Origin of the sequence: Petrotoga sp. 9PWA.NaAc.5.4, from assembly GCF_002895485.1 — a bacterium.
In the GTDB taxonomy this organism is placed as follows: domain Bacteria; phylum Thermotogota; class Thermotogae; order Petrotogales; family Petrotogaceae; genus AZRK01.
The window spans coordinates 84,820-91,369 of the sequence record NZ_AZRK01000024.1; the positions used below are offsets into that span (position 1 = coordinate 84,820).

The 6,550-nt window shown below is 32.2% G+C and carries 7 protein-coding genes; all 7 read left to right on the forward strand.

The window, feature by feature from the left end; all coding sequences use genetic code 11:
- Positions 1 to 21 precede the first annotated feature (21 nt).
- The 7 genes from nusA (at position 22) to X924_RS07820 (ending at position 6,463) form a co-directional block, all read left to right on the forward strand.
- A complete protein-coding gene (nusA, locus tag X924_RS07790) occupies positions 22 to 1,065 on the forward strand; it encodes a transcription termination factor NusA (RefSeq protein WP_121958363.1) in 1,044 nt (347 codons plus the stop codon).
- A 330-nt stretch (positions 1,066 to 1,395) separates the two neighbouring features.
- Positions 1,396 to 2,469: a carboxymuconolactone decarboxylase family protein gene (locus X924_RS07795; RefSeq protein WP_121958364.1), complete on the forward strand. Its 1,074-nt coding sequence runs from the start codon at positions 1,396 to 1,398 to the stop codon at positions 2,467 to 2,469.
- 14 nt (positions 2,470 to 2,483) lie between these two features.
- Positions 2,484 to 3,650: an iron-containing alcohol dehydrogenase gene (locus X924_RS07800; RefSeq protein WP_121958365.1), complete on the forward strand. Its 1,167-nt coding sequence runs from the start codon at positions 2,484 to 2,486 to the stop codon at positions 3,648 to 3,650.
- Between the two features lie 237 nt (positions 3,651 to 3,887).
- On the forward strand, positions 3,888 to 4,460 hold the full coding sequence (locus X924_RS07805; RefSeq protein WP_121958366.1) for an ECF transporter S component: 573 nt from the start codon (positions 3,888 to 3,890) through the stop codon (positions 4,458 to 4,460).
- 36 nt (positions 4,461 to 4,496) lie between these two features.
- A complete protein-coding gene (locus X924_RS07810; protein ID WP_199172669.1) occupies positions 4,497 to 4,985 on the forward strand; it encodes a flavodoxin in 489 nt (162 codons plus the stop codon).
- 79 nt (positions 4,986 to 5,064) lie between these two features.
- A complete protein-coding gene (locus tag X924_RS07815) occupies positions 5,065 to 6,045 on the forward strand; it encodes an aldo/keto reductase (RefSeq protein WP_121958368.1) in 981 nt (326 codons plus the stop codon).
- A gap of 31 nt (positions 6,046 to 6,076) precedes the next feature.
- On the forward strand, positions 6,077 to 6,463 hold the full coding sequence (locus X924_RS07820; protein ID WP_121958369.1) for a MerR family transcriptional regulator: 387 nt from the start codon (positions 6,077 to 6,079) through the stop codon (positions 6,461 to 6,463).
- Positions 6,464 to 6,550: the final 87 nt, after the last annotated feature.

The window sequence follows — 6,550 nt, forward strand, 5'->3', positions numbered from 1 at the left end:
AAGAATCGGAGGTGAAAAAAATTGAACATTAATCTTTTAGAGGCTTTAGATGCTTTAGAAAAAGAAAAAGGTATAAGCAGAGACTCGTTAGTAGATATTATTGCTAAGTCAATAAAAAGCGCTTATAAAAAAAATTACGGAGCAAAAAATGTAGAAGTTGAAATTGATAAAAATCTTTCTAAATTTAATGTGTATCAAATATGGAAAGTGGTAGATAAAGTTGAAAACCCAAGAGAAGAAATATCTTTGGAAGAAGCCAAAGAAATTGATCCAAAGGTTGAATTAGGAGGAACTATAAGAAAAAAAATTAATTTGAAAAAAGATTTTAGAAGAGTTGCTGCTCAAACAGCAAAGCAGGTTATATTACAAAATTTAAAAGAATTAGAAAAAGGCAAATTATATGAAAGATATACTGCTTTAAAAAATAAAATTTCATCCGCAGAAGTTTTAAAAGTAGGTGATACATTTGTAGAGATAAAAATAGGAAAACTTGAAACAAAACTTCCTGACAAAGAAATGATACCAAACGAAAAATTTAAAAATGGCGAACTAATAAAAGTATACATTAAAAATATATTAAACACATCAAAAGGACCTAAGATAATTGTGTCAAGAGCATGTCCAGAATTTGTAACTGAATTATTGACATCTATTGTACCTGAAATTGAAGAAGGAATCGTAAAAATTGTTAGAATTAGCAGAGAACCGGGAATAAGGACTAAAGTTGCTGTTATAAGTACGATGGAAAATGTAGACCCCGTTGGAGCATGTATCGGCGAAAAAGGTTCAAGAATAAATGAGTTATTAAAAGAATTAAAACACGAAAAGGTTGATATTGTAGAATATTCAGACGACATTAAAGTTTTTATTAAAAATGCGCTTGCGCCTGCAGAAGTAAAGGATATAGATCTTAACGAAAAAGAAAAAATAGCTGTTGTCTATATCCCTGAAAATCAGTTCTCTCTTGCAGTAGGAAAAGGTGGTCAAACTGCAAGATTAGCAGCAAAGCTCACAGGATGGAAAATAGATATTCATCCATTAAAGTCAAATCTTCATCACTTATAGGCGTGGAAGCCTTCTTTCAACAAGACAATAAATTTTATAATCTTAAAAATACCGTGTGTTCAAAATAACACACGGTATTTTTACTTGACATGAAGTTAACTCCATACTATATAATCAAACAAATACTTATAAAATAATCTTTTATTGAATAAAAAAATCAACAAAAAATAATAAAGTACTTGACATGGAGTTAACTCCAAAGTGTATGATTGAATAAACTAATAAGTTAATTAGAAAAATTCATGTGAGCTTTAGAAATAAATAGTTTTTTAAAAAGAAGATTTTAAATTTAAAATGGGTCTAGAAAATTTTAAAAGGAGGTAGAAAGTTATGAATTCTTGGAAAGAGCAAGAAGATTTCATAACAATAATTAGAAACGGCTCCCAAGAACAATTCAAAGGTCCACAGGAATGGTTTACCGGGGACGTAATTGTTAAGAATCTTTTTTCGGAAAATGCTCTACATACATATAGTGGAAGTTTAGTCACATTCCAAGCAGGAGCGAGGACCGCTTGGCACACACATCCTATTGGACAAAGATTGATTATAACTGAAGGAGTTGGATGGGTGCAACAGTGGGGAGAACCAATTGAAGAAGTTAGAGAAGGAGATGTTGTTTGGTTTCCTGCAGGTGTTAAACATTGGCATGGTGCGACACCTACAAGTTCAATGACGCATATAGCACTTTCAGGAGTTTTTGAAGGTAACGTGGCAGAATGGATGGAAAAAGTGAGTGATGAACAATACAACAAAAAGAATAAAAAGCAAGCTTTAACGGTCAAACAAGAAAATATAGTTTCCATTGCGGTATTTACTACAATTGGTGATTTGTCAAAACTAGGAATCGCTTTAAATAATGGATTAGATAGTAGTTTAACCATAAATGAAATTAAAGAAATCATTATACAATTATATGCGTACTCTGGATTTCCACGAAGTTTAAATGCACTCACTACATTTATGGAAGTTTTAGAAGATAGAAAAACAAAAGGAATTTATGATGAATTAGGTAAAGAGGCTAATTCTCTACCCGCAGATAAAAGTAATATAGAACTAGGTACAGAGATTCAAACGAAATTAGTGGGATCGCCAGTTTCGGGGAAATTATACGAATTTGCACCTGTGATGGACGAATTCTTGAAAGGACATTTGTTTGGTGACATATTTGGACGCGGTGTTCTTGATTATCAAACTAGAGAAATGGTTACCATAGGAGCGCTAGCTAGCATGGATGGAGTAGATTCACAACTAATGTCTCATTATTTAATGGGTTTAAATGCTGGGTTAACTCAAGATCAGATTATAGGTATAATATCTGTTCTTGAACATGAAATAGGTCATGAAAAAGCACAAAATGCATATCGATTGTTAAATGAAACTTTAATAGACAAAAATCTAATATAAAAGGAGAACAAAAAATGAATGATTTTATCTATCACAACCCTGTAAAAGTATATTTTGGGAAAGATCAACTTTGTCATGTTGGTGAAGAGTTAAGTAAATTTGGAAAAAGAGTACTTCTAACTTATGGGGGAGGTTCAATAAAAAAGATAGGACTGTATGATAAAGTGAAGAGCGAAGTAAAAAAATCAGGCTTAGAATTGTTTGAACTCTCAGGGATCCAACCAAATCCAAGAATTGACTCTGTTAGAAAAGGGGTGCAAATATGTAAAGATAAAAAAATAGATGTTCTCTTAGCTGTAGGAGGAGGTTCAACATTAGATGCAACAAAGTATATGGCTGCAGGAGCTTGCGTAGACTTCGATCCATGGGATTTTTTCAGTAAATGGGCTCCAATTGAAAAGGCACTTCCAGTAATTACTATTCCCACTCTTGCTGCTACAGGTTCTGAAATGAACGGAGGTGGTGTAATTAGTAATCCTGAAACTAAAGAAAAAATAGGAAGAGGCTCAGAGGTATTATTACCAAAGGTTTCTTTTTTAGATCCAACTAATACTTTTACAGTAAATTCTTACCACACCGCCTGTGGTTCAGTAGATATAATGTCACATATAATAGAAGTATATTTTACAACTGAACCTGATCTACATATGTTGGACACCATAATGGAAGGTCTTATGAGAACGGTTATCAAATATGCTCCTATTGCTTTAAAAGAACCAGATAATTATGAGGCTCGAGCAAACCTAATGTGGACTTCTTCATGGGCTATCAACGGATTTATCGACGGAGGAAAAAAGCACGAATGGAGTTGCCATCCAATGGAACACGAATTATCTGCTATATACGATATTATACATGGTCATGGCCTTGCTCTTCTAACGCCTAGATGGTTGGAATATTGTCTTGATGAAAATACAGTCGAAAAATACTATCAATTTGGAACAAATGTATTTGATATTGATCCTAATATTGATACTATGAATGTTGCAAAGAAAAGTATAGAAATGTTGGCAGATTTCTTTTTCAATACTTTAGGATTAGAAGATACATTCTCTAAGGTAGGAATACAAGAAAAAGATTTTTCTTTTATGGCAAAAAGAGCTTGTGGAGGAGGAACAATAAAAGGCTTTAAGCCCTTAGGACAAAAAGATATTGAAGAAATCTTTAGAATGTGCTTGTAATTATAATTAGAAATAAAATTTTTAGAAAGTAACCATTTTAATTTGTTTTTAATTTATAATGGATTTAAGATACAGCCTTATTCCTCTTTATTTGATTAAAAGCAGCGAATAAATTAAATAATCATAGTTAGTAATGTTTAAAGGTATTTTATAAAAATTTTAAACCTAAACTATTGATAAAACAAAAGTTTTAAAATTTCTAAAGATATTATAAAATCTAATCAAGGAGATATTAATATGAAAAAAAAAGAACTTATAAATTTTAATTTATCTGCTGTGTTTATAGCTATTGGACTTATTTTACCCTTTTTAACTGGTCAGATTCAACAAATTGGAAGCATGTTACTTCCTATGCATATCCCTGTGCTTTTGTGTGGATTAATTTGTGGTTGGAAATATGGATTATTTGTAGGTTTTATCTTACCACCTCTTCGCTCAGCTATTTTTGGAATGCCCCCTATGTTTCCAACTGCTATTGCTATGGCGTTTGAACTCGCCACGTATGGAGTAGTAGTTGGATTTCTATACCAAAGATCTATTAAAAAATCTATATCTTCTATTTATCTTTCAATGATAGGAGCTATGATATCTGGAAGAATAGTTTGGGGTATTGTTATGATGTTAATTTTAAGAATAAGAGAAAGTATTTTTACTTGGCGAATGTTTATAACAGGAGCATTTTTAAATGCTATACCTGGAATTATTCTGCAGCTCGTTCTTATTCCTTCTATTATGGTAATACTTTACCGTACCAAAATGATTCCGCTTTCCGAAAAAGTGAAAGCTGAACCTGAAAATAAGAAAAACTAAACTCTGTAATTGTAAAAAGACAGGAAGGTAAAAATTGTGGAAGAAGAAAATAAAAAGATTTTGATTGCTTATTTTTCTTGGGATGGAAACACAAAAACAATAGCTGAAAAAATACAATCTCAAAAAGGCGGAGACCTATTTGAAGTAAGAACTGCGAAACCTTATTCTAGTAACTACCAAACAGTTTTAAGAGAAGCCAAAAGAGAACAACAAGAAGGAATGAAGCCAGAACTTATCACACATGTAGAAAATATGGATGAATACGATATTATTATACTCGGCTATCCGAATTGGTGGGGAACAATACCTATGCCTATTGTTTCTTTTCTTGAAGAGTATGATTTTTCTGGAAAAACTATCTTACCATTCTGCAGCCACGGGGGTGGTGAATTAGGTAGAAGTGTGTCTGATATAACCAAACTTGTACCCAATGCAAAGGTTGGTAGAGGACTTCCAATCTATTATTCTGGTGGATCAGATCTTGATTCCAAAATTAAAAAATGGTTAGAAGAAAACAGTAAATAAATTACAACTAATTGATAAAAGTTAGTATTTACAAAATCTAAAGTGAGTATTAAAGATCTATTAAAGGAGGCTTAGCAAAATGGAATACGTTAAACTTGGCAACTCTGGATTAGAAGTTTCAAGAATTTGTCTTGGATGTATGAGTTTTGGAGATTCAGAAAAATGGACACACAAATGGGTTCTTGATGAAGAAAATAGTCGACCAATTATTAAAAAAGCTCTCGAATTAGGTATCAACTTTTTCGACACAGCAAATGTGTATTCTCTTGGAAGAAGTGAAGAAATTCTTGGAAAAGCTTTAAAAGACTATGCAAAACGTGATGAGGTTATCATTGCTACAAAGGTTTTTTCAAGAATGCGTGAGGGCCCGAATGGGGCTGGACTTTCTCGAAAGGTTATTATGCATGAAATTGACAGTAGTTTGAAACGACTTGGTACTGATTATGTTGATTTATATATCATACATCGTTGGGATTACAATACACCGATTGAAGAAACTATGGATGCATTAAATGATCTTGTTAAAGCTGGTAAAGTTAGGTATATAGGAGCTTCTGCTATGTATGCTTGGCAGTTTCAAAAAGCATTATACACAGCAGAAAAACATGGATGGACTAAATTTATATCTATGCAAAATCATTACAATCTTATATATCGTGAAGACGAGAGAGAGCTTATTCCTTTATGTAAAGATCAAAAAATTGGTCTTACTCCATACAGCCCATTAGCAGCTGGAAGATTGGCGAGAGATTGGTCTGAAACTACCTATCGTCTACAAACTGACGAAGTAGCAAAATCAAAATATGACTCAACTAAAGATGTTGATAAAGCTGTTGTAGATAGAGTAGCAGAACTTGCAAATAAACATGGAGTTTCAAGAGCACAAATTTCATTAGCGTGGTTATTACATAAAGAACCCGTAAACGCACCTATTGTAGGAGCAACAAAGATAACTCATGTAGAAGACGCTGTTGGGGCTATATCTGTTAAATTAAGCTCTGAAGAAATCGCATACTTAGAAGAACCTTACGTACCCCATGCGATTGTTGGTCCCATTTAATAAAAAATGATAAACAGTAGAGGTGATACCTATGAAAATTTCAGAAGTCAGTAAGAAATTCAATATTTCTACCGATACTCTTCGTTATTACGAAAAGATTGGATTAATACCTTCAGTGAACAGAAATAATGGAGGAATAAGAGAATATACAGAAGAAGATTGTAACTGGATAGAATTTATATTATGTATGAAAAATGCAGGTCTTTCAATCAAAACTTTAGTTAAATACGTAGACTTATTCCAACAAGGAGATGACACAATTGAAGAAAGAAAAGAATTACTAATAAACGAAAGAGAAAAACTTAGAATAAAAATAGAAAATATGAAAAAAACGCTTGAGCGATTAGATTTTAAAATAGCAAAATATGAAGAAAAAATATTAAAAAAAGAAGAAACTCTAAAATCATTACAATTCTAATAATAAATTCAACAAATAAAACGAAAAAATGCCGCTATTGTTTAGCGGCATTTTAAAATATGAAAAGGGGCGATACCTACTCTCGCA